Annotated in this window: 19 protein-coding genes; 12 read left to right on the plus strand and 7 right to left on the minus strand. The window is 67.7% G+C overall.

All coding sequences use genetic code 11. The features are described 5' to 3' along the window. Window positions 1–68 precede the first annotated feature (68 nt). On the minus strand, window positions 69–866 hold the full coding sequence (locus AC13GA_RS11350; RefSeq protein ID WP_482998153.1) for an AraC family transcriptional regulator: 798 nt from the start codon (window positions 864–866) through the stop codon (window positions 69–71). Window positions 867–942: 76 nt separating this feature from the next. Here AC13GA_RS11350 and AC13GA_RS11355 point away from each other — a divergent pair, with 76 nt between their 5' ends. Further along, complete coding sequence (locus AC13GA_RS11355) at window positions 943–1,197, plus strand: hypothetical protein (protein WP_012512430.1); 255 nt, start codon at window positions 943–945, stop codon at window positions 1,195–1,197. A gap of 73 nt (window positions 1,198–1,270) precedes the next feature. Here the strand turns inward: AC13GA_RS11355 and AC13GA_RS11360 are convergent, their stop codons facing one another. Both AC13GA_RS11360 and AC13GA_RS11365 read right to left on the minus strand, forming a co-directional pair. Continuing rightward, a complete protein-coding gene (locus AC13GA_RS11360) occupies window positions 1,271–2,272 on the minus strand; it encodes an energy transducer TonB (RefSeq protein ID WP_482998154.1) in 1,002 nt (333 codons plus the stop codon). 200 nt (window positions 2,273–2,472) lie between these two features. Beyond that, window positions 2,473–3,093 carry a TIGR00645 family protein gene (locus AC13GA_RS11365; protein WP_136639219.1) on the minus strand — a complete coding sequence of 207 codons (621 nt, stop codon included), beginning with the start codon at window positions 3,091–3,093 and terminating at the stop codon, window positions 2,473–2,475. A gap of 112 nt (window positions 3,094–3,205) precedes the next feature. Between AC13GA_RS11365 and AC13GA_RS11370 the strand changes: the two genes are divergently transcribed. The 4 genes from AC13GA_RS11370 (at window position 3,206) to AC13GA_RS11385 (ending at window position 8,827) form a co-directional block, all read left to right on the plus strand. Continuing rightward, on the plus strand, window positions 3,206–3,895 hold the full coding sequence (locus AC13GA_RS11370) for a glutathione binding-like protein (RefSeq protein WP_136639218.1): 690 nt from the start codon (window positions 3,206–3,208) through the stop codon (window positions 3,893–3,895). A gap of 161 nt (window positions 3,896–4,056) precedes the next feature. Further along, the gene (locus tag AC13GA_RS11375) at window positions 4,057–6,282 is read left to right on the plus strand and encodes a S9 family peptidase (RefSeq protein ID WP_482998155.1); all 2,226 of its coding nucleotides are present in this window, start codon (window positions 4,057–4,059) and stop codon (window positions 6,280–6,282) included. A 24-nt stretch (window positions 6,283–6,306) separates the two neighbouring features. Further along, a complete protein-coding gene (locus AC13GA_RS11380) occupies window positions 6,307–6,822 on the plus strand; it encodes a cytochrome c oxidase assembly factor Coa1 family protein (protein ID WP_295381087.1) in 516 nt (171 codons plus the stop codon). Between the two features lie 205 nt (window positions 6,823–7,027). Further along, window positions 7,028–8,827 carry a DUF885 domain-containing protein gene (locus AC13GA_RS11385; RefSeq protein ID WP_253079687.1) on the plus strand — a complete coding sequence of 600 codons (1,800 nt, stop codon included), beginning with the start codon at window positions 7,028–7,030 and terminating at the stop codon, window positions 8,825–8,827. Window positions 8,828–8,932: 105 nt separating this feature from the next. Here the strand turns inward: AC13GA_RS11385 and AC13GA_RS11390 are convergent, their stop codons facing one another. After that, window positions 8,933–9,397 (minus strand): hypothetical protein, encoded by a 465-nt coding sequence (locus AC13GA_RS11390; RefSeq protein ID WP_136639214.1) that lies wholly within the window; start codon window positions 9,395–9,397, stop codon window positions 8,933–8,935. Between the two features lie 184 nt (window positions 9,398–9,581). Here AC13GA_RS11390 and AC13GA_RS11395 point away from each other — a divergent pair, with 184 nt between their 5' ends. From AC13GA_RS11395 to AC13GA_RS11410, 4 genes are all read left to right on the plus strand, one after another. After that, window positions 9,582–9,830, plus strand: a complete 249-nt coding sequence (locus tag AC13GA_RS11395; protein WP_005420185.1) for a hypothetical protein — start codon at window positions 9,582–9,584, stop codon at window positions 9,828–9,830. A 122-nt stretch (window positions 9,831–9,952) separates the two neighbouring features. Then, window positions 9,953–10,870 carry a bestrophin family protein gene (locus tag AC13GA_RS11400; RefSeq protein ID WP_012512425.1) on the plus strand — a complete coding sequence of 306 codons (918 nt, stop codon included), beginning with the start codon at window positions 9,953–9,955 and terminating at the stop codon, window positions 10,868–10,870. Window positions 10,871–10,889: 19 nt separating this feature from the next. Then, window positions 10,890–11,879 (plus strand): porphobilinogen synthase, encoded by a 990-nt coding sequence (gene hemB / locus AC13GA_RS11405; RefSeq protein WP_006400669.1) that lies wholly within the window; start codon window positions 10,890–10,892, stop codon window positions 11,877–11,879. A gap of 32 nt (window positions 11,880–11,911) precedes the next feature. Continuing rightward, window positions 11,912–12,181, plus strand: a complete 270-nt coding sequence (locus AC13GA_RS11410) for a hypothetical protein (protein ID WP_049461678.1) — start codon at window positions 11,912–11,914, stop codon at window positions 12,179–12,181. A 97-nt stretch (window positions 12,182–12,278) separates the two neighbouring features. On the opposite strand, the gene AC13GA_RS11415 is transcribed toward AC13GA_RS11410, so the two are convergent. After that, window positions 12,279–13,142: a TolB family protein gene (locus tag AC13GA_RS11415; protein ID WP_482998156.1), complete on the minus strand. Its 864-nt coding sequence runs from the start codon at window positions 13,140–13,142 to the stop codon at window positions 12,279–12,281. 48 nt (window positions 13,143–13,190) lie between these two features. Between AC13GA_RS11415 and aroE the strand changes: the two genes are divergently transcribed. From aroE to dinG, 3 genes are all read left to right on the plus strand, one after another. Further along, window positions 13,191–14,036 carry a shikimate dehydrogenase gene (gene aroE / locus AC13GA_RS11420; protein ID WP_482998157.1) on the plus strand — a complete coding sequence of 282 codons (846 nt, stop codon included), beginning with the start codon at window positions 13,191–13,193 and terminating at the stop codon, window positions 14,034–14,036. 3 nt (window positions 14,037–14,039) lie between these two features. Further along, the gene (locus AC13GA_RS11425; RefSeq protein WP_136639212.1) at window positions 14,040–14,393 is read left to right on the plus strand and encodes a hypothetical protein; all 354 of its coding nucleotides are present in this window, start codon (window positions 14,040–14,042) and stop codon (window positions 14,391–14,393) included. 167 nt (window positions 14,394–14,560) lie between these two features. After that, complete coding sequence (gene dinG, locus AC13GA_RS11430) at window positions 14,561–16,663, plus strand: ATP-dependent DNA helicase DinG (protein ID WP_197583141.1); 2,103 nt, start codon at window positions 14,561–14,563, stop codon at window positions 16,661–16,663. 57 nt (window positions 16,664–16,720) lie between these two features. Here dinG and AC13GA_RS11435 read toward each other — a convergent pair whose 3' ends face one another. Together AC13GA_RS11435 and ilvD are read right to left on the minus strand one after the other, a co-directional pair. Beyond that, on the minus strand, window positions 16,721–17,332 hold the full coding sequence (locus AC13GA_RS11435) for a hypothetical protein (protein WP_482998158.1): 612 nt from the start codon (window positions 17,330–17,332) through the stop codon (window positions 16,721–16,723). Between the two features lie 138 nt (window positions 17,333–17,470). Beyond that, window positions 17,471–19,309 (minus strand): dihydroxy-acid dehydratase, encoded by a 1,839-nt coding sequence (gene ilvD / locus AC13GA_RS11440; RefSeq protein WP_482998159.1) that lies wholly within the window; start codon window positions 19,307–19,309, stop codon window positions 17,471–17,473. Window positions 19,310–19,569 lie beyond the last annotated feature (260 nt).

Here is a 19,569-nt window from a genome sequence, read left to right on the forward strand (position 1 = left end):
GCGGCGACCGTGGCTGCGGAGGGCATCAGGCGATGCCGCGAGATTGTGTGGGGGAGGGTAGAAGCGACTTAATCCCCTCCGTCCCCTTTTCCGTAGCGTGCAGGCGTCACCCCCATCTCGCGCTTGAACACGGCGATGAAGGCACTGGGTGTGTCGTAGCCCATCGACAGCGCGACGCTGATCACCGGTTCTCCCGCCAGCAGGCGTGGCAGTGCCAGCAGCACCCGCAGGCGTTGCCGCCATTGGCTCAGCGTCATGTGGGTCTCGGCCAGCCAATGGCGCGCCAGGCTGCGACTGGACAGTCCAATCACGGCCGCCCAGTCCTCGACGCTGCGAAGGTCGTCCGGTGAACGTGCAAGTGCGGCAGCGATCCGGCGCAGGCGACGGTCGCGCGGTTGCGGCAGGGCCAGCGGCAATGGCGAGCTGGCGGCTATCTCATCGGCGATCACCCCGGCCAGTCGCGCCTGTGTGGCATCCAGCGGAACATGCGGCCACTGCAACGCCCGGATCACCGCGGCCTGCAGCAGCGGCACGGGCTGGAAGATGCGAGGGGCTGCAGGCAGGTCGGTGCAGGCCTGCGCGCTGAAGTACAGGCTCCAGCCGTCGAACGCACTGGTGCTGGCCAGTGCGTGGGGCAGCGAAGGTGGTATCCAGGCGACATGACCCGCCGGCAGCAGCCAGTGCAGGTCGCCGACCTCGATCCGCAGCAGGCCCTGATGTGCACCCAGCAGCTGCCCGCGGGCGTGCTGGTGGCGTGCCGTGCGGCGCGGACCCGGAAGGCGCAGCTGCGCCCCCAGCAACACCGGGCCGTCGGCGGCATCGGCCAGCGCCGGGTCAATCAATGCGGAGGATGTCTGTTCTGCCATATCGTGTGGCAGTTATACGGCAGAACAGTCGAACGGCAAGCCTGACACTGGGCTCCCCTCAATGGAGCACCACACCATGCAGCCACAGGACATCCTCCCCGATCACCAGAACGACGTGCAGGTGAACGGGCTCACTGTGCGCAAGGGCAGTGTTGGCGCCTTTCTTGCCAGCGTCCGCGACTGGCAGGACCCGGCCAGTGATCCCACCCTCCGCACCACTGCCGAGGCCGACCTGCGCGCACTGTTGCCGGGCCTGCACGCACTGGGCCTGTTCCAGGTGCTGGCTGCGCGTGATCCGGCGCTGCAACGCCTGATCGACAGCGTCTGCTGAAACGGACAAGGCCCGGAACGCTCCGGGCCCTGTGGGCAACAACTGCCGCCGGGCGTGGCCCGGCGTTACCCGCTCAGCCGCCCGGTGCGAACACCAGCGTGCGGCGGGTGGTGACCGGTGCGCTGACCGGTTCGAAACGCCAACGCTTCACTGCGTTCATCGCTTCCCGGTCGAAGACGCGCGACGGCGTTGCGCGCAGCACGCGGGCATTGATCACGGATCCGTCGGTGCCGACGGTGATTTCCACCAGTACTTCGCCGGAGGTCCCGGCGCGCAGTGCCTCGGCCGGATAGCGCGGTGCCGGCGTGCTGACCGGGCGCAGGCTCGGTGCCGCCGCTGCCGTGGCCTGGCGTGCGGCACTGGCCTGCTGGGCGGCCGCCTGCTGCTGCTTCTGTTCGGCCTCGCGGCGGGCGGTGGCCTGGCGCTCGGCTTCCTGGCGCTCGTTGTCGCGGCGCGCGGCGTCCTGTTGCGCGGCGATCTGCTTGGCCGCATCGGCCTCCTTGGCGCGCTGCTCGGTCAGGCGCTGCTGTTCGGCCTGCTGCTTGGTCCGGTCTTCGGCGTCCTTCTTCGCCTTTTCAGCTTCGGTCTCGGTGCGCTTGGCCGCGTTCTCCACGCCCTTGGCCAGGCCTTCCTTCAGGCGCGGCAGGGCAGGGGCGGAGGCGTCCACCTTTTCGATCAGCGCTACCAGGCGCTGCGCCTCGGGGTAGTCCTCACGGCCGAGGTGCTGCTCGGCGGCGATCAGGGTGTAGGGCAGCAGATCGGTCAGCGCGCTCTTCACCGAAGCGTCGTCCGGCGTCTTGTCGCGCAGTGCCAGGTAGTACTCGATGGCGTTGTCGCCGGCCGGCGCATACATGCGGTTCTCACGCAGCGCCTGGCTGGCCGATTCGCGCAGCTGTTCGGTGCCCATCGACTGCACCTTGGCGGCGACCACCGGTGCTGTTGATGCAGCCGCGGCGGGCGTAGTGGCGGGTGCGGGCGCCGGGGTTTCTTCCTTGCCCGAGCAGGCGGCCAGCGCCAGTGCCAGGGCAACCGGCAGCCACCGGCGCGCGGCGGTGATCGTTGAGACGTGCGACATCCTGCTCCCCTCTAGAAGACGACGTGACGTAAATCATTGATATGCATGGCCGGGACCAGCGGTCCGGGCGCGGCAGGGTGACGTTTCCCGACGCCACCGCCGGCAACGGCGAGGGAGCAATCTAGCATCCCGGCCACCGCCGCGTACAAGGGCGATGGCCGGAACAGGGCAGCGGCAATGCGCCGCTGGCGGTCGCTACATCAGTGGTCGTGCGCCTTGTCGTGCGCCTTGCTGTGGCTGTTGGACATTAGCTTGTCGGTCCAGGCGATGCCGATCGCCGACAGGATGAACACGCAGTGGATGATGGTCTGCCACAGCACGCCTTCCTGGGTCAGCATCGAGCAGCGGGCGACACCGATGTTGGCCGCGGCCACGCTCATCTGCTCCGGGGTGCACAGCGGAATGCCACCCAGCGCACCACTGGCGATGAAGGTCTTCAACAGGTGGATCGAGGAGATGCCGATGATCGCCATCGCCAGCTTCACCTTCAGCACGCTGGCGTTGACGTGGCTCAGCCATTCCGGCTGGTCCGGGTGGCCTTCCAGGCGCAGGCGCGAGACGAAGGTCTCGTAGCCGCCGACGATCACCATCACCAGCAGGTTGGAGATCATCACCACGTCGATCAGGCCCAGCACGATCAGCATGATCTGCTGTTCACCCATCGAGGCCGAATGCGAGATCAGGTGCCACAGTTCCTTGCCGAACAGGAACACGTAGACGCACTGCGCCACGATCAGGCCCAGGTACAGCGGCAGCTGCAGCCAGCGCGAGGCGAAGATCAGCGTGGACAGCGGGGAGAGCGGCGGGCGGTTTGCACTCATGCGGAGGATGCTGCGTTGCGGGGGAGTGGCGAGGTTACCGACCTGCCGTGACGGTGCCAACCCAACTCACGCACTAGACTTCAGGTTCCTTTCCGCACCCCGAGCCGCCGCCATGATCGACCTGTATTACTGGCCCACCCCGAACGGCCACAAAGTGACCCTGCTGCTGGAAGAAGCCGGCCTGGAGTACCGCATCCACCCGGTCAACATCGGCTCGGGCGACCAGTTCAAGCCGGAGTTCCTGGCCATCTCGCCCAACAACAAGATGCCGGCCATCGTCGACCATGCCCCGGCCGACGGCGGCGCCCCGCAGAGCGTGTTCGAGTCCGGCGCGATCCTGCTGTATCTGGCCGAGAAGACCGGTCAGTTCCTGCCCAGCGACCCGCGCGGCCGCGTCACCACCCTGGAGTGGCTGTTCTGGCAGATGGCCGGCCTGGGCCCGATGAGCGGCCAGATGGGCCACTTCAATGTGTACGCGCCGGAAAAGATCCCCTACGCGATCGAGCGCTACGACAACGAAGTACGCCGCCTGCACGGGGTGATGGACAAGCGCCTGGCCCAGCACGCCTTCCTGGCCGGCGATGACTACACCATTGCCGACATGGCCAGCTACCCGTGGATCGGTGCCTACGACAAGCTGCCGGTGGATTTCGCCGCGTTCCCGAACCTGAAGCGCTGGCATGAAACGATTGCTGCGCGTCCGGCCACCCAGCGCGCCTATGCCCTGCGTGAGCAGGTGAACCCGAACGCGGGCAAGCCGCTGAGCGACGAAGAGCGCAAGCATCTGTTCGGCCAGCGCTGACCCGCCGCGGGGGCGGATCCCTTTGCAGCGCAAAGGGCTCTGACCCCAGCACCGCGGCATGGGCAGAAGGTCATGCTGCCTTCCCGCACGGGCTTGGTTAGGATGGGGGACGACCGCCCCGCACCCACCGGGGGCGGACCTGCCGTTTGCCGGGATCCTCCATGCGCCACCTGTTCGCTTCGCTCGCCCTCATGCTCGCCACCAGTACTGCCGCCCACGCTGAAAAGCTGACCCTGGAAGCCATCACCGGCCCGTTGCCGTTGTCCGGCCCGACCCTGATGAAGCCGAAGGTCGCTCCCGACGGTTCGCAGGTCAGCTTCCTGCGCGGCAAGGACAGCGACCGCAACCAACTGGACCTGTGGACCTACGACATCGGCAGCGGCCAGACCCGCCTGCTGGTGGATTCGAAGGTGGTGCTGCCCGGCACCGAGACCCTCAGCGATGAGGAAAAGGCCCGCCGCGAGCGCCAGCGCATCGCCGCGATGACCGGCATCGTCGATTACCAGTGGTCGCCGGACGCGCAGCGCCTGCTGTTCCCGCTGGGCGGCGAGCTGTACCTGTACGACCTCAAGCAGCAGGGCCAGGCTGCAGTACGCCAGCTGACCCATGGCGAGGGCTTCGCCACCGACGCCAAGCTGTCGCCCAAGGGAGGTTTCGTCAGCTTCATTCGTGGCCGCAACCTGTGGGTGATCGATCTGGCCAGCGGCAAGCAGCTGCAGCTGACCCGTGATGGCAGCGCCATCATCGGCAACGGCGTCGCCGAGTTCGTCGCTGACGAGGAGATGGACCGCCACACCGGTTACTGGTGGGCGCCGGATGATTCGGCGATTGCCTTTGCCCGCATCGATGAATCGCCGGTGCCGGTGCAGAAGCGCTACGAGGTCTATGCCGACCGCACCGATGTGATCGAGCAGCGCTACCCGGCCGCCGGCGACGCCAACGTGCGCGTGCAGCTGGGCGTGATCGCGCCGGCCGCCGATGCGCAGCCGCGCTGGGTCGACCTGGGCAAGGAACAGGACATCTACCTGGCCCGCGTCGATTGGCGCGATGCGCAGCACCTGAGCTTCCAACGCCAGTCACGCGACCAGAGGCAGCTGGACCTGGTGGAAGTGGCACTCGAGTCCAACCGCCAGCGCGTGCTCGCCCACGAAACCAGCCCGACCTGGGTGCCGCTGCACAACAGCCTGCGTTTCCTCGACGACGGGAGCGTGCTGTGGTCGTCCGAGCGCACCGGTTTCCAGCACCTGTACCGCATCGACAGCAAGGGCAAGGCCACCGCGCTGACCCACGGCAACTGGCCGGTAGACGAACTGCTGGCGGTCGATGAGAAGGCCGGCAAGGCCTACTTCCGCGCCGGCATCGAGACCTCGCGCGAAAGCCAGATCTACGCGGTGTCGCTGCAGGGCGGCGAGCCGCAGCGCCTGTCCAGGGCACCGGGCATGCACAGCGCCAGCTTCGCCCGCAACGCCAGCGTCTATGTCGACAGCTGGTCCAACAGCACCACGCCGCCGCAGATCGAGCTGTTCCGCGCCAACGGCGAGAAGATCGCCACCCTGCTCGAGAACGACCTGGCCGATCCCAAGCATCCGTATGCGCGTTACCGCGATGCGCAGCGCCCGATCGAGTTCGGCACGTTGATGGCTGCCGACGGCAAGACCCCGCTCAACTACAGCCTGATCAAGCCAGCCGGCTTCGATCCATCCAAGCGCTACCCGGTGGCGGTATACGTGTATGGCGGCCCGGCCAGCCAGACCGTGACCGACAGCTGGCCCGGCCGTGGTGATCACCTGTTCAACCAGTACCTGGCCCAGCAGGGCTACGTGGTGTTCTCGCTGGACAACCGTGGCACCCCGCGCCGTGGTCGCGACTTCGGTGGCGCGCTGTACGGCAAGCAGGGTACGGTGGAAGTGACCGACCAGCTGCGTGGCGTGGCCTGGCTGAAGCAGCAGCCATGGGTGGACCCGGCGCGCATCGGCGTGCAGGGCTGGTCCAACGGCGGTTACATGACCCTGATGCTGCTGGCCAAGGCCTCGAACCAGTACGCCTGTGGCGTGGCCGGTGCGCCGGTGACCGACTGGGGCCTGTACGACAGCCACTACACCGAACGCTACATGGATCTGCCGGCGCGCAACGAAGCGGGTTACCGCGAAGCGCGCGTGCTGACCCATATCGACGGCCTGCGCTCGCCGCTGCTGCTGATCCACGGCATGGCAGATGACAACGTGCTGTTCACCAACTCGACCAGCCTGATGAGTGCGCTGCAGAAGCGTGCACAGCCGTTCGAACTGATGACCTATCCGGGTGCCAAGCATGGCCTGTCCGGTGCCGATGCGCTGCATCGCTACCGCGTCGCCGAAGCCTTCCTGGGACGTTGCCTGAAACCCTGATCACCAGCCGGGAAGGAGCCCGTCATGACCCTGCCACCGCCGATTCCCACCCCTGGACAGACCTCCACCGGTTGGTGGTGCCGTCACTGGCGCTGGGCGATGCCGTTGATGGTCGTGCTGGTGCTGGGCGGCGTAGGCGGTGTGGTGGCCTGGAGCGTGCTGCGCTGGAGCGAGGCGGCACGCGAGAGCCCACCGATGCGCGAAGCACTGCGCCGCGCCGGTTGCAGCATCGAACTGGTGGAAGCCTTCGGCGAGCCGCTGCGCACCGAATCGATGCCGCTGGGCAGCATGCAGACCGCGATCAACGGCCAGCGCGATGTCGGCCTGACCGTGGCCCTGGAAGGCCCGCACGCGCATGGTCGCCTGTTCGTGAAGGGCACCCGCAGTGATGACGTGTGGGATTACCCGGTGATGTACGTGCTGGGCGAGGACAAGCAGACCTTCGACCTGACCGCGCTGGATGATGACGAGGCCGCACAGGAGTGCGAACTGCAGGCCTGCCGCGAGCGTGGCGACTGCCCACTCACTGCCGCGTTGTGACCTTCGGTCACGCGACCGGGTAAGGGCGACCATGTAGAGTCGGCTGTTGGTCGACTGCTCTCCACAAGACGCCTGAAAACCCCGCGCTGCGCGCGATAGTCGACTGACAGTCGACTCTACCCATCAGCCGCGCCGTGACCTCCAGCCGATTGTCGCCGCCGCCCTGAGCGCGTAACTTGCGGGCAACCCTTTGCTGGAGTGTCCCATGAAGCCGATTGCGCTGGCCGTTGCCCTGGCCCTGACTGCCGCCCCGCTGCTGTCCGCGCCACCGGCGCTGGCGGCACCCGCCGCCAAGGCCGCCACTCCGGCCAGCCCGGCCTGGGTCGCCCGCAGCAATGCGCTGGCGCAGATCCTGCTCGATGCGCAGGGCCCGTTCCAGCCAGAGGAAACCGGCTTCTTCGGCGTTCCCGGTTATGACGACAAGGTGGCCGACCTAGGCCCGGACAATGATGCGCGCTACCGCGCCGCCATGGCCAAGGCACGCGACGAACTGAAGGCGAAGCTGGCCACCGAGAAGGATCCCAATGTCCGCCAGGACCTGGAGATCATGATCCACGCCGCCAACCAGAACATCGAAGGCAGCGAGCTCAACGAGAAGTACCTGCTGCCGTGGAGCGATGCGCCGCAGACGGTGTTCAGCGGCCTCAACCTGCTGCTGTCCGATCAGGTGCCGGCCGAGCGCCGGGCCAAGGCGATCGACCGCCTCAAGGCCTATGCCGGCCTGCAGCCGGGTGGCACCGCGTTCACCACGCTGGCGCGCCAGCGCTATGAAGAGCGATTGAAGGACAGCAGCCTGCTGCAGCCGACGAAGATCGAAGTGCAGCAGTCGCTGGACAACGTCGAGACCTACATCACCGGCATCGAGTCGCTGCTGAAGAAGTACCAGATCGCCGGTGCCGATGAAGCGATGAAGGCCCTGGCCGGGCAGATGAAGGACTACGCCAGCTGGACGCGCTCGACCGTGCTGCCGAAGGCGCGCACCGATGCACGCCTGCCGGCACCGTTGTACGCGTACCAGCTCAAGCAGGTCGGCATCGACATCGACCCGAAGCTGCTGATGCAGCGCGCGCAGTTGGAATTCATGGAAACCCGCTCGGCGATGCAGCAGCTGGCGCCGCTGGTGGTGAAGGACAAGGGCCTGAAGGTAGCCGACCCGAGCGACCCGGTGGCGGTGATCCGTGCGCTGAAGGCTGACAAGATCGCCGACGATCATCTGGAAGGCCACTACCGCAAGGTGATCGACGCGATCGATCCGCTGATCCGCGAGCACGCCATCGTCGACGTGCCCAAGCGTGCCATGCAGATGCGCCTGGGTTCGGCCGCCGAGAGCGCCGCCAGCCCGGCGCCGCACTTCCTGCCGGCGCCGCTGGTCAACAACACCGGGCAGCAAGGCACCTTCGTGCTGCCGCTGGGCAATCCGGCCGCCGGTCCGGGTGCGCAGTACGACGACTTCAACTTCGGCGCGGCGGCGTGGACGCTGAGTGCGCATGAAGGCCGCCCCGGCCACGAACTGCAGTTCACCGCGATGGTCGAGCGCGGCATCTCGCTGGCGCGCACCATGTTCGCGTTCAATTCGGTGAACGTGGAAGGCTGGGCGTTGTACGCCGAAGCCGAGATGGTGCCGTACGAGCCGCTGGACGGTCAGATGATCGCCCTGCAGTTCCGCCTGCTGCGTGCCGCGCGCGCGATGCTCGACCCGATGCTCAACCTTGGCCTGACCGATCGTGCCAATGGCGAGCGCGTGCTGATGGAGCAGGTTGGCCTGTCCAAGGCGATGGCCACCCAGGAACTGGACCGCTACATGGTGCGCATGCCGGGCCAGGCCGGAAGCTACTTCTACGGCTACACCCGCATCCTGGAACTGCGCATGCAGACCGAGCTGGCACTGGGCGCGAAGTTCGACCGCCTGGCGTTCAACAACTTCCTGCTCGACCAGGGCCTGCTGCCGCCGGACCAGCTGGCCGATGCGGTGAACAAGGTGTTCGTGCCGAAGTACAAGCGCTGAACGTTGCCCGGTAGTGCCGGCCGCTGGCCGGCATCCGCTGGGCGTTGGACTGGGTGCTGAGGTTGCCGGCCAGCGGCCGGCACTACCGGCGGTGACCCGAGAGGGTCACCGCTGCGGTTGCGGTGTGATCACCTGTGTCGGCAACCGCGCGGGCGGTGCCGGATTCGGCACCCAGATCGCGACGCCGGCGGCGCGCTTCTGCGTGGTCGGAATACCAATGCCTACCCCGCCACCGACATGCGAGCCAAACGAACCGGCGCCGACGGACATGCCCACCGGCGAGCCACTGCTGCCCACGCCCACCAGCACCACGCCATTGGCGCCCAGCGCCGCGGCCTCGCGCTTCAGGCGGGCCACGGCGGCATCGGTCTGGCCCTGGGTGCCGAAGCCCACCGCAGACGCTGATTCCAGCTGGGCGATTTCCTGTGAGCCGGCCGGCGGCGTTGAATAGATCTGCACCAGCGCCGGATCGATCGGTGCGCGGGCGCGGCCCAGCATCACCTTGGAAGTGCTGGCACAGCCAGCGGCGACCAGCAGGATGGCCGCCAGCGCGGCCCAACGGATGTTCATGGCACGACCCCTGTAGGACTGGTTGCGATCATCGGCGGGCCACTCTGAATCGGCGCCAACACCCGGGCCAGGGCACGCACGGCAGCACGCTAGCACGGTGGTGGTGACAGCCCCGCCAATGGCAGTAGGCGGCGGCAGCGGGAACGTCTATGGTTGGGGCAGGAACCAACTGCGGGAGAGCGGAATGGGTGTGATCAGTCTGTTGTGGGGCGTACTGGCGCTGTTGTGGATGATCCTGGCGCTGATTCCGCTGCTGGGCTGGGGCAACTGGTTCCTGATCCCGTTCGCCGCCGTCGGTGCGGTGATCGCCGCGCTGGGCATCCTGTTCACCCATCCGACCAAGCGTGGGCGGGCCTGGGCCGGGCTGGTGCTGAACGGCATCGTGGTGGTGGTTGGCATCCTGCGCCTGGGCCTGGGCGGCGGCGTGATCTGATCCCGGGCCGGGGTGCGACAGGGCGTCGCAGGCGCACGGCCCGTGGCCGGGCAGGGGCGTACAATGAATGGCTGCGCGAGCCCCCCGCGTGCCTGTGAATCCGCGCCCGGCGCGGCTGCCCCATGATCATCCGACCCCGTCCCCACGGCTGGCAACTGCTGTACATCCTGCGCGGCTCGATCGTAAAAGCGATCGCGCCGAAGGTGCTGGCCATCCTGATCCTGTCCATCGCCGTGGCCGCAGTGGTGGAACTGGCACCGCCGACCGGCATCGAGCGCGTCTCGGTCACGCCGTTCACCCTGCTCGGCCTGGTGCTGTCGATCTTCCTCAGCTTCCGCAACAGCGCCTGCTACGAGCGCTGGTGGGAAGGCCGCAAGCTGTGGGGCCAGCTGGTCTACGAATCGCGATCGCTGGCCCGCCAGGTAAACCTGCTGCTGGCCGATGACACCGGCCGTCGTCGCCGCATCGCCTACCTCACCACCGCCTTCGCCCATGCCCTGGCCGGTCGCCTGCGCGGGCGTATCGTCGCCCTGGTGGCCCTGCCATGGCTGGACAAGCGCCAGCGCGAACAGCTGGGCCAGCGCGAGAACGTGCCCGACGCGCTGTTGTCGATGATCGCCGCCGAACTGGCGCAGGCACTGCGCAGCGGTGAGCTGGACCCGATCCTCTACACCCAGCTGGAAGAACGCCTGCACGCGATGTCGTCGATCCAGGCCGGCTGCGAGCGCATTCTCACCACACCGCTGCCGTTTGCCTACACCCTGCTGCTGCACCGCTGTGCATGGATGTTCTGCGTGCTGCTGCCGTTCGGCCTGGCAAGTTCGCTGGGCTGGGGCACGCCGGTGCTGTCGGCGGTGCTGGCCTATGCCTTCTTCGGCCTGGACCAGCTGGGCGAAGAAATGGAAGACCCGTTCGGCCTGGAGCCGAACGACCTGCCGCTGGACGCGCTGGTGCGCACGATCGAGATCGACCAGCTCGACGCGCTCGGCGAACGCCCCTTGCCTGAACCCCTGCTGCCGCAGGGTTACCTGTTGCAATAGCCACTCCTCGGAGCCTGCCATGTCCCACCCGCTTTACCGCCCGCGCCGCATGCGTCACGACGAGTTCTCGCGCCGCCTGATGCGCGAGAACACGCTGACCACCGACGACCTGATCTACCCGGTGTTCGTGCACGAACTGGCCGGCCGCACCGCAGTACCGTCGATGCCGGGCGTGGAGCGGCTGTCGATCGAAGAGCTGCTGAAGGTGGCCGAAGAGGCGCTGGAGCTGGGCATCCCGGTGATCGACCTGTTCCCGGTGATCGACCCGTCGCTGAAGTCGCTGGACGCGTCGGCGGCGTGGGCCGAGGACGGCCTGGCGCAGCGTGCGATCCGCGCGCTGAAGTCACGCTTCCCGGAGCTGGGGGTGATGACCGACGTGGCGCTGGACCCGTACACCACGCACGGCCAGGACGGCATCATCGACGACAAGGGCTATGTGCTGAACGACATCACCGTCGAGGCGCTGGTCAAGCAGTCGGTATCGCACGCCGAAGCCGGTGTCGACATCGTCTCGCCGTCGGACATGATGGACGGCCGCATCGGCGCGATCCGTCGTGCGCTGGATGCCGACAACCACATCAACGTGCGCATCATGGCCTACTCGGCCAAGTACGCCTCGGCGTTCTACGGTCCGTTCCGCGATGCGGTGGGCAGCGCGGCCAGCCTCGGCAAGGCCGACAAGAAGACCTACCAGATGGACCCGGCCAACGGCGACGAGGCGCTGCGCGAGATTGCGCTGGACCTGGAAGAGGGCGCCGACATGGTGATGGTCAAGCCGGGCATGCCGTACCTGGACCTGGTGCGCCGGGTGAAGGAAACGTTCGGCGTGCCGACCTTCGCCTACCAGGTGAGCGGCGAGTACGCGATGATGAAGGCCGCCTTCGCCAACGGCTGGTTGGACGAGCGCGCCTGCGTGCTGGAGTCGCTGCTGGGCTTCAAGCGGGCCGGTGCCGACGGCGTGCTGACCTATTTCGCGCCGCAGGTGGCGCGATGGCTGCGCGAGCGCTGACAATAGCGCCACGATAGACAGAGGACTACGCGATGGGACCCGAACTGGGATGGATGCAATGGCTGATCTGGGGCATCGGTACGCTGGTGTTCGGCGCCATCATCGTCGGTGTCTTCATCGCCGCCTGGCGGGCCGGCAAGCGCCCGCCGGAGCAGCTCTCCGCCGCCCGTCACGTGGCCCGTGAGCAGGCCCTGCCGGACAGCGTGCAGGCCGAGCTGGCCGCGCTGAACCAGCGCAAGGACAATGGCCAGCTGAGCGAGCTGGAATACGAGCAGCAGCGCGCCAAGGTGCTGTCGCGCTGACCCTCACGTTCTGGTAGCCGCCAACCTTGGTTGGCGCTTTCCCGCATGCCAACCAAGGTTGGCATCTACCAAACGATCATCCATCCGTTGCGTGGATCTACGGCATGCACCCGGCCACCGCCGCCACCTTCGGCACGGCCAACCGGTATACGTCCACGCCACCGGCACGCGGTGCCTTCGCCGCACTGCTGGCGACCATCATCTCGCCGGGCTTGGCGTTGTCGATCACCGGCGCGCCGGTCCAGCCGCCGGCCTGGTTGAACGACAGCCCCAATGGCTGCAGCGCCGCACCGGTCCACGCACAGCCGCTGCTCCACACCTGCGCGGTGCTGCCGCTGCCGCGGCTGAACACCACTGCGCCGTCATGGCCCAGCCAGTCGCCATCGGTCTCGTCATCGGCGCTGTTCAACGCGGTCAACGCCGTTGCAGGGCCACGCCTGCCCTGGGCATCCAACGTGGTCACGAACAGGTCCCAGCCCGCGCCACCGCCCTGCTGCCGAGCAAACAACAGCCGCTGGCCATCCGCGCTCAGGGCCGGCCCGCGTTCTTCCCGGCGCCCGCCATCACCGGCCAGGGCCTGCGCGCTGCCCAGCCGGCCATCGGCAGCCAGCGTGGCCCGGTACAGCGCCAGCTTGCCCTCGCCGCCGGCCGCGAACAGCAGCCAGCGGCCGTCACGGCTGAAGTAGGGATCACGGGCCTCACCGGCCACGCCTACCGGCAAGGCCTGCGCCTGCTGCCAGCGGCCATCGACCACGCGCGCCTCCCACAGGCCCCAACCGGCCTCGCCACGGCGGGCGAAGACGATGCGCTGGCCATCGGCGCTGATCGTGGCGCGGCCCTCGTCGGCGCGGGTCGAGACCACGCCCATGCCTTCGATGCCGTACTCGTTCAACGCCATCGCCACGGGGGCAGAGAGTAGACTGGCGGCAAGCACCAGCAGGGGCGGGGTGATGCGCATCATCCGGGTCCGTGCACGAAAGAGCACCAGTCTAGCCAGCTTGAGGATTCCATGACCGACCGTTACGCCGTCTTCGGACACCCCGTTGCCCACTCGAAGTCGCCGCAGATCCATGCCACGTTCGGTCGCCAGGAAGGCATCGCGGTGGATTACCGCGCGATCGACCTGGCCCCGGATGCGTTTCTGGCCGGCCTGGAAGCCTTCGCCGCCGACGGTGGTGTCGGCGCCAACGTCACCTCGCCGCACAAGGAAGCCGCGTTCTCGGTGTGCACCACGCTGACCGCACGCGCGCGCCGCGCCGGCTCGGTCAACACGCTGCTGCGCAAGGGCGACCGCTGGCATGGTGACACCACCGATGGCATCGGCCTGGTGCGCGACCTGACCGACCGCCACGGCCTGGACCTGCGTGGCCGCCGCATGCTGCTGATCGGTGCCGGTGGCTCCGCGCGCAGCGTCGCTCCGGCCTTCCTCGATGCTGGAATCACCGAACTGGTGGTGGTCAACCGTACGCCGGAACGCGCCGATGAACTGATCGACGCCATGGGCGAGCCAGGCCGCGCGATCAGCCGCTACTGGGAAGACCTGCGCGAGCTGGGCGACTTCGAGCTGATCGTCAACGCCACCTCGGCCGGCCGCGACCGCGACGTTGAGTTCAAGCTGCCACTGTCGCTGGTCAACTCGATGACCACCGCCGTCGACCTGAACTACGGCGAGGCCTCCATCGCCTTCCTGGCCTGGGCGCGCGCAGCGAACTGCCGCAATACCGTGGACGGCCTGGGCATGCTGGTCGAGCAGGCCGCCGAGAGCTTCCTGCAGTGGCACGGTGTGCGCCCGCAGACCAACGAGGTCTACCAGACGTTGCGGCAGGGTGCCGCCGTGCTTGCCGGCGAGGACTGATCGATGGACAACACGACCCTGATGGTGACGGTGCTGAGCATCGTGGGCGTGCGCCTGCCGGTGCTGATCGCACTGTGCGTGGGCCTGGTCTGGGTGGTCGGCGCACCACGCGATGCCACCCGCACAGGTGCCCTGGTCGGTCTGGTGCTGTTGCTGCTGTCCAGCCTCGGCGGCATGGCCGCCGGCATCCTGCCGATGTGGTTGATCAAGAGCGGCAACTTCGACGCCATCTCGGGCATGAGTGCCATCCTTGGCGTGCTGCACTTCGCGCTGGCGATGGTCGAGGCCATCGGCGTGGTGCTGCTGGTATGGGCGCTGGTGCGCCTGCTGCGTACCCGCCCGATCCCGGCGGCCTGACCGGTCGCGCCGGGCCATGCCCGGCGTATCTGGCCCTTGAGCGGTCCGGCCATCGGACCGTGACCGCCGCCTGGCGTCGTCGCTGGCCCGTTCAGGGTGCCAGCGGCGGTGAACGTGGCCGGCCATGCGACAATGACCGGCCCGATCCAGCCACGGTACTTCCCGGCGTGACCGAAACCGTCGCCGCTCCGCGCACGCTCGATGACCCCTTGAAGGACGCGATCCGCAAGGCGTACACGACGCTGCAGGCCAATACGCCCGGCTTCTCCACCCGCCGCTCGCAGAGCCAGATGATCGGCGTGGTGTCGCGTGCGCTGTCGAAAAGCGGTGGCGTCGGCGTGGTCGAAGCGCCCACCGGCGTCGGCAAGAGCCTGGGCTACCTCACCGCAGGCGTACCGATCGCGCTGGCCAGCAAGAAGAAGCTGGTGATCAGCACCGGCACCGTGGCGCTGCAGTCGCAGCTGGTCGAGCGCGATATCCCGAATTTCCTCAAGGCCACCGGCCTGGAAGCGACTGTCGCGCTGGCCAAGGGCCGTACCCGCTACCTGTGCACGCGCAATGCTGCCGAAGCGCAGGGCGAGGGCTCGCAGGGCGGCATGTTCGAGGATGACGCACCCTTGTTCGACCGGCCACTGGCGCCGATCGAGATGGATATCGCCAAGCGCCTGACCGATGCCTTCACCGGTGGCAGCTGGGATGGCGACATCGACAACGCGCCGGAGACCATCAGCCCCGGCCTGCGCAGTCGCATCACCACGCCGGCTTCGGGTTGCGCCGGGCGCCGCTGCGCCTATTCGGCGCAATGCGCGGTGCTGCGTTCGCGCAATACGGTGCGTGACGCACAGATCGTGGTCACCAACCACGCGCTGCTGCTGTCAGCGCTGTCGATCGGTGACAGCGACAACGGCCAGCCGTTGATCGCACCACCGTCGGACATGTTGCTGGTGCTGGACGAAGGCCATCACATCGGCAACGTGGCGATCGACCAGGGCGCGGCCAGCCTGGCGCTGGACGAGATGGCCAAGCGCACCGGCCGCCTGCAGATCCTGATTGCCGGCGCCTACCGCGCGGTCGACAAGGACCGCCTGGGCAACCTGCTGCCCAACGAAGCGATCGATGTCGCCAGCAACGTGGCCAAGCAGCTGCGTGCGTTCCGCGACCACATCGAACGGGTGTGGATGCCGGCGCCGGCCGACGAGGAACCGATGTGGCGCGCCGCCAACGGGCGCCTGCCCGAGGCCTGGCGCGAGCCGATCGAGGCCCTGGCCGACGATACCCGCAGCCTCTACAACTGGGCGCATGCCGCCACCGCGCAGGTTGCCAAGGGCAAGCCTGACGATGCCGCGCGCGAGCGCCTGCAGCGCAACCTGGGCATGGCGCTGGAAATGATCGAGCAGCAGTACAACCTGTGGCAGGCGTGGCGCCGCGAAGACAAGGACGGCGCACCGCCGATGGCACGCTGGGTCACCGCCACCCGCGACGGCGATCTGGTGCTGCACGGCTCGCCGGTGTCGGCCGCGCACGTGCTGCGCAAGCTGCTGTGGGATGAAGTGGACTCGGTGGTGATGACCTCGGCGACGTTGACCGGCGGTGGCGATTTCCAGTCGCTGGCGATCGACAACGGCATTCCCGAAGAGGCCGAGATGGTCTCGCTGTCATCGCCGTTCGACCTGCCCAACCAGGCCGAGCTGATCGTGCCGAAGTTCCCGGTCACGCCGGACGACCGCGAAGGCCATCCGCGCGAAGTGGCGCGCTACCTCGACACCGAGCTCGACTGGGCCAAGGGCTCGATGGTGCTGTTCACCTCGCGCTGGAAGATGGAGAAGGTGGCCGGGCTGATGTCGGCCGCGCGCCGCAAGCAGGTGCTGGTGCAGGGCGAGATGTCCAAGACCCGGCTGATCGACGAGCATCTGCGTCGCGTGGCGGCGGGCGAGGGCTCGGTGCTGTTCGGACTGAACTCGTTCGGCGAAGGCCTCGACCTTCCCGGCGAAGCCTGCACCACGGTGGTGATCACCCAGGTGCCGTTCGCGGTGCCGACCGACCCGCAGACCGCCACGCTCAGCGAGTGGTTCGAGGGGCGTGGGCTTAACGCGTTCAACCTGATCGCCATTCCGCATGCGCTTCGCACGCTGACCCAGTTCGCTGGTCGCCTGATCCGCACCTCCACCGACACCGGCCGCGTGGTGATCCTCGATTCGCGACTGCTGACCCGCCGCTACGGCAAGCGCATCATCGACGCGCTGCCGCCGTTCAAGCGCGTGATCGGCTGACACAGGGTCGGATCCCTTCCACAGGAAGGGCTCTGACCCCACCACGCACTCAGTCGCTCAACCGCCCTCCGGATTCCGGCAGGACTGGTTGCCCATCGCATTGTGGTAATCGCGATCAAAGCAGCGCAGGAAGCCATCGAGCACGTCCAGGTTCGGCGGCCACGGCGCATCCACCTTCTGCCCGCCGGCGGTCGTGAAGTGATAGCGCCCATCCTTCAGCGCCCTGGCAATCTGCTCCGGGGCAGGAATCGCGATCAACCTTGCACGCGCTTTCTCCAGCGCCGCACGATCGCGCTGCAGGAACGCGATCGTGCCGTCCACGTAGGCGTTCCAGTAACCGGGATCGGTGTCGGTGGGCTTGTAGGTGCGCTGCATCAGCGCCACCGCCTGCGGGTACTGGCCCGCCTCCGCACGCATCTGGCCTTCATGCCACAGAATCATGGAGTTGCCTGCAGCCTTCGGCAACGCAGCATAGGCGTCGAGAAGGTCAGCGGCTTCGCGGTGGCAGCCACGGTCGGCCAGCGTGCGCCAGCCGCCTTCCATGTCCTGATCGAACGCATCCGGTTCCATCGCCAGCATCGCATCGCGGTCGTAGCTGCAGTCCGGGGCTTTGGGCGGTTCGGCTGACGTGCCCATGGCAGCGGCCAGCGCAAAGGAAAGCAACATCATCGCAACCTCCGTGTTGGTGACTTCCTAGAACACCATAACGGATCAGGATGGGTAGTGCCGGCCGCTGGCCGGCAACCTCATTGGTACGCGGATGCATCGTGCAGATGCCGGCCAGCGGCCGGCATTACCGCACACAGATCAGTCGCCGAGCAGGGCGGTGTTGCGTACGGCGCCCTTGTCGGCGCTGGTCGCGAGCAGGGCGTAGGCCTTCAACGCGCTGGTGACCTTGCGCGGGCGCGGCGCACGCGGTTTCCAGCCGCGTGCATCGGCGTCGGCGCGGCGCTGGGCCAGCGTGGCTTCGTCCAGCAGCAGATCGATGCGGCGGGCGGGGATGTCGATGCGGATGCGGTCGCCATCTTCCACCAGGCCGATCGTGCCGCCGCTGGCGGCTTCCGGCGACACGTGGCCGATCGACAGGCCCGAGGTACCGCCGGAGAAACGCCCATCTGTGAGCAGTGCGCACTGCTTGCCCAGTCCCTTCGATTTCAGGTAGCTGGTCGGGTACAGCATTTCCTGCATGCCGGGGCCGCCCTTCGGCCCTTCGTAGCGGATCACCACCACCTCGCCCGGCTGCACCTCGTCGGCGAGGATGCCGGCGACGGCGGCATCCTGGCTTTCATAGACGCGCGCGAGGCCTTCGAACACATGGATCGACTCGTCCACGCCGGCGGTCTTCACCACGCACCCATCCACGGCCAGGTTGCCGCGCAGCACGGCCAGGCCGCCTTCCGCCGAATAGGCGTGCTCGACGCTGCGGATGCAGCCCTCGGCCCGGTCCACGTCCAGCGTCGGCCAGCGTGTGGCCTGGCTGAAGGCCACCTGGGTGGGGATGCCGGCCGGGCCGGCACGGAAGAAGTCCTGCACGCTCGAGTCGCTGCTGACCGCCACGTCCCAGCGTGCGATGGCGTCGGCCAGGCTGCGGCTATGTACGGTCGGTACGCTGGTATCCAGCAGTCCACCGCGCGCCAGTTCACCAAGGATGCCGTACACGCCCCCGGCGCGGTGCACGTCTTCCATGTGGTACCTGGGCGTGTTCGGCGCCACCTTGCACAGCTGCGGCACGCGCCGCGACAGTGCATCGATGTGGGTCAGGTCAAAGTCCACTTCCGCTTCCTGCGCGGCGGCCAGCAGGTGCAGGATGGTATTGGTGGACCCGCCCATGGCGATGTCCAGGGTCATCGCATTGGCGAACGCGGCCTGGGTGGCGATGCCACGCGGCAGCGCAGTCGGGTCTTCGCCGCCATACCAGCGGTGGCACAGCTCGACGATCAGGCGGCCGGCGCGCAGGAACAGTTGTTCGCGGTCGGCGTGGGTGGCCAGCGTGGAGCCGTTGCCGGGCAGCGACAGGCCCAGCGCTTCGGTCAGGCAGTTCATCGAGTTGGCGGTGAACATGCCCGAGCACGACCCGCAGGTCGGGCAGGCACTGCGCTCGAACTCGGCCACTTTTTCGTCGCTGGCGGTTTCGTCCGCGGCGATCACCATCGCATCGACCAGGTCCAGCTTGTGCTCGGACAGTTTGGTCTTGCCCGCTTCCATTGGTCCGCCGGAGACGAACACCACCGGGATGTTGAGGCGCAGTGCGGCCATCAGCATGCCGGGGGTGATCTTGTCGCAGTTGGAAATGCACACCAGCGCATCGGCGCAGTGCGCGTTGGCCATGTACTCCACCGAGTCGGCGATGATTTCGCGGCTGGGCAGCGAATACAGCATGCCGTCGTGACCCATGGCGATGCCATCGTCCACGGCGATCGTGTTGAATTCCTTGGCGACGCCGCCGACTTTTTCGATCTCGCGCGCGACCAGCTGGCCGAGGTCCTTCAGGTGTACGTGGCCGGGCACGAACTGGGTGAAGGAGTTGGCGATGGCGATGATCGGCTTGTGGAAGTCGCCGTCCTTCATGCCGGTGGCGCGCCACAGGGCGCGAGCGCCGGCCATGTTGCGGCCGGCGGTGGAGGTACGGGAACGGTATTCGGGCATGGCTGGCGGAACGGGCGGGCCGTACGACGTGGGGGTCGCCCGATCATGGCCAATTTTTTCGGTTGCTGCTGCAACCACCGGATGTGGTCGGGCCGGGCTGCGCCCGGCACCCGCGGTAGTGCCGGCCGCTGGCCGGCAACCTCAACAGCAACAGCTGGGCTATCCGTGGGATGGCGGGGTGGGTCCGGTGGCAGGGGACGGCGCAAGTACGTCCATGTAGCCTCGGTCGCGCCTTGCTCGTGTGCGCTTCCCTGCGCACG

This window comes from Stenotrophomonas sp. 22DLJC03, assembly GCF_056861405.1.

Bases quoted from the DNA above. Each gene is read 5' to 3' on its own strand.
- AC13GA_RS11350 (WP_482998153.1), bottom strand. From the start codon at position 866: ATGGCAGAACAGACATCCTCCGCATTGATTGACCCGGCGCTGGCCGAT.
- AC13GA_RS11355 (WP_012512430.1), top strand. From the start codon at position 943: ATGCAGCCACAGGACATCCTCCCCGATCACCAGAACGACGTGCAGGTG.
- AC13GA_RS11360 (WP_482998154.1), bottom strand. From the start codon at position 2,272: ATGTCGCACGTCTCAACGATCACCGCCGCGCGCCGGTGGCTGCCGGTT.
- AC13GA_RS11365 (WP_136639219.1), bottom strand. From the start codon at position 3,093: ATGAGTGCAAACCGCCCGCCGCTCTCCCCGCTGTCCACGCTGATCTTC.
- AC13GA_RS11370 (WP_136639218.1), top strand. From the start codon at position 3,206: ATGATCGACCTGTATTACTGGCCCACCCCGAACGGCCACAAAGTGACC.
- AC13GA_RS11375 (WP_482998155.1), top strand. From the start codon at position 4,057: ATGCGCCACCTGTTCGCTTCGCTCGCCCTCATGCTCGCCACCAGTACT.
- AC13GA_RS11380 (WP_295381087.1), top strand. From the start codon at position 6,307: ATGACCCTGCCACCGCCGATTCCCACCCCTGGACAGACCTCCACCGGT.
- AC13GA_RS11385 (WP_253079687.1), top strand. From the start codon at position 7,028: ATGAAGCCGATTGCGCTGGCCGTTGCCCTGGCCCTGACTGCCGCCCCG.
- AC13GA_RS11390 (WP_136639214.1), bottom strand. From the start codon at position 9,397: ATGAACATCCGTTGGGCCGCGCTGGCGGCCATCCTGCTGGTCGCCGCT.
- AC13GA_RS11395 (WP_005420185.1), top strand. From the start codon at position 9,582: ATGGGTGTGATCAGTCTGTTGTGGGGCGTACTGGCGCTGTTGTGGATG.
- AC13GA_RS11400 (WP_012512425.1), top strand. From the start codon at position 9,953: ATGATCATCCGACCCCGTCCCCACGGCTGGCAACTGCTGTACATCCTG.
- hemB (WP_006400669.1), top strand. From the start codon at position 10,890: ATGTCCCACCCGCTTTACCGCCCGCGCCGCATGCGTCACGACGAGTTC.
- AC13GA_RS11410 (WP_049461678.1), top strand. From the start codon at position 11,912: ATGGGACCCGAACTGGGATGGATGCAATGGCTGATCTGGGGCATCGGT.
- AC13GA_RS11415 (WP_482998156.1), bottom strand. From the start codon at position 13,142: ATGATGCGCATCACCCCGCCCCTGCTGGTGCTTGCCGCCAGTCTACTC.
- aroE (WP_482998157.1), top strand. From the start codon at position 13,191: ATGACCGACCGTTACGCCGTCTTCGGACACCCCGTTGCCCACTCGAAG.
- AC13GA_RS11425 (WP_136639212.1), top strand. From the start codon at position 14,040: ATGGACAACACGACCCTGATGGTGACGGTGCTGAGCATCGTGGGCGTG.
- AC13GA_RS11435 (WP_482998158.1), bottom strand. From the start codon at position 17,332: ATGATGTTGCTTTCCTTTGCGCTGGCCGCTGCCATGGGCACGTCAGCC.
- ilvD (WP_482998159.1), bottom strand. From the start codon at position 19,309: ATGCCCGAATACCGTTCCCGTACCTCCACCGCCGGCCGCAACATGGCC.